Source organism: Micromonospora sp. NPDC005806 (assembly GCF_042871425.1).
Taxonomy (GTDB): domain Bacteria; phylum Actinomycetota; class Actinomycetes; order Mycobacteriales; family Micromonosporaceae; genus Micromonospora.
This window is the reverse complement of the sequence record NZ_JBIAIL010000096.1, coordinates 1-2,112: the sequence shown is the minus strand read 5'-3', so window position 1 is coordinate 2,112 and position 2,112 is coordinate 1. Positions and strand designations below refer to the sequence as shown.

Genomic DNA, 2,112 nt, shown 5'->3' with positions numbered 1-2,112 from the left:
CGCGCCGACAGGTCACCGCCGCGGCGGCGGTTCGCCGCCGCGAACCAGGCATCCGAGAAGCGACGCAACACCGAGCGGGCAGCTACGGTATCCAAGTCGCCGAACGTGCCCGGCCCCGACGCCGCCAGTTCCCGGCACAACTCCTGATAGCCCACCAGCGGTGCGTCGTGGCGGCGACGTCGCCAGGTGTTGATCTCGAGCACACAGGCCCACACGTCACCAGCCGAACGCAGCAGACCGAAACATCGCCGCCGTTGCCCCGACGTCACCCGCAACCCGACACGCGCCGTGCGATGTACAACCCGAGGCGCGGCAGGATCCCGACGACGAGGCACGAACTGAACCCAACACCACCCGTACGACAACTTCCTACGAAGGTCGGCCCGGCGGAAATCGGTGGACACCTCAATAGCCTGGAGGGATGACCGATCTTGACGCGCGGAGCCTGCGCGACGCCTATGACACTCAGATCCGCCCGGAGATCCCGGACCCGTTGCCGTCCGGGGTGACCGTCGACCGGGACGGCCCGCTGGTCCGGATCCTCGGCCTGGACCAGCGCGGCTTCATCACCTACCGGGACCTGGGCGGGCTGGCCGGCGCCGAGCTGGACGTGCTGATCGCCCGGCAGGTCGGGTTCTTCCGCGACCGGGGCGAGGCGGTCGAGTGGAAGCTCAACGGCCACGACGAGCCGGCCGACCTCGGTGACCGGCTGCGCGCCGCCGGCTTCGTGCCGGAGGACCTGGAGACCGTCGTGGTCGGCCCGGTCGCGGCCCTGGCCGCCGCCGTCCCGCTCCCGCCCGAGGGGGTACGCCTGCGCGAGGTGACCACCTGGGAGGACCTGGAACGGATCGCCGCGATGGAGGAGGCGGTCTGGGACGAGGACCGGAGCCACCTGGTGACCGGGCTGGCGAAGGAGATCGAGGCCGACCCGCAGTCGATCACGGTGGTGGTGGCCGAGGCGGGCGACACGGTGGTCAGCGCGGGCTGGGTGCGCTACGTGCGCGGCACCGGCTTCGCCACCCTCTGGGGTGGCTCGACCCTGCCGGAGTGGCGCAAGAAGGGCATCTACCGGACGCTGGTGGCGTACCGGGCGCGGCTGGCCGAGCAGCGCGGCAAGGCGCTGGTGCAGGTGGACTGCTCGCCGGACAGCCGCCCGATCCTGGAGCGGCTCGGGCTCGTTGCGGTCACCACCACCACCCCGTACGTCTACACTCCGTGATCATGGAGCCGTTGACGGCGGACGAGTTGCTGACCCTCAAGACGGGGGCCTTCGGGGCCGTCTTCCTGGTCTCCAACGTCGAGCCCGGGATGCTGTCCATGGTGCGGGAGAGCTTCGCCGCGTCCGGGGCGTTGGGGGACGCCAGCGGGGTGGTCAAGAAGGCGCTGACCACCGGCCCCCTGCCGCAGCTGCCGCGGGATTCCGCGCTGGAGATCGAGGCGACCGTGCTGCCCGCGCTGAACCGGTCGGTGGAGATCCTGCGCGCGAAGGCGCCGGGGGAGGTCGAGGCGTACCGGTCGGTGGTGCTGGCCGCGGCGGACCGGGTGGCGCAGGCCCATCGCGGCCTCTCGAAGGCCGAGGCGGCGGTGATCGACAAGATCAGGCGCGCCCTGGCCGAGCCCGCCTGACCGGCTCGCCCGACCAGAGCGCGCGGACGCTGGCCCGGGGGCAGCGGTCCCGGACCCGGCCGCAGGTGCAGCGGTAGGTGTCCGGGACCATCCGGCGACAGGCCCGGCGGGAGGCGACGCCGCCCGTGACGGCCCGGGCGCCCGCCCGATCGCTGATTTCCGACATGTCGGTCACCTCCCGGTTCGGGAGCTTACCCGGCGCGGCGACGCTCGGTGAGCTGTGTCACCCTGGGGCCTCGGGAGGGCTATGCTACTTGCGGGTAACATTGGTCCGTGGGCAACTGCACAGCAGCGCGCGGTTGACCGAACGTTAAGTCACGCGCGAGGCTGCGCCCGTAACCGGGCGAGTGATCGCTACACCAAACAGGAGGGTCGTCGAAGCGCGATGAACATCGTCGTACTCGTCAAGCAGGTGCCCGATTCGGGCGCGGACCGCAACCTGCGTTCTGACGACAACACCGTCGACCGCGGTTCGGCGAACAACGT

Annotated in this window: 3 protein-coding genes and 1 pseudogene; 3 read left to right on the top strand and 1 reads right to left on the bottom strand. The window is 71.2% G+C overall.

The window, feature by feature from the left end; genetic code table 11:
* A partial coding sequence (locus ACFYOS_RS36375) for a hypothetical protein (protein ID WP_387151891.1) occupies positions 1-203 on the bottom strand: 203 nt, incomplete at its 3' end.
* 218 nt (positions 204-421) lie between these two features.
* Here ACFYOS_RS36375 and ACFYOS_RS36370 point away from each other — a divergent pair.
* From ACFYOS_RS36370 to ACFYOS_RS36360, 3 genes and pseudogenes are all read left to right on the top strand, one after another.
* Positions 422-1,219: a GNAT family N-acetyltransferase gene (locus ACFYOS_RS36370; RefSeq protein WP_387151888.1), complete on the top strand. Its 798-nt coding sequence runs from the start codon at positions 422-424 to the stop codon at positions 1,217-1,219.
* Between the two features lie 2 nt (positions 1,220-1,221).
* Complete coding sequence (locus tag ACFYOS_RS36365; protein WP_387151886.1) at positions 1,222-1,626, top strand: hypothetical protein; 405 nt, start codon at positions 1,222-1,224, stop codon at positions 1,624-1,626.
* A 385-nt stretch (positions 1,627-2,011) separates the two neighbouring features.
* Positions 2,012-2,112, top strand: a pseudogene (locus ACFYOS_RS36360) (electron transfer flavoprotein subunit beta); the annotation flags it as partial.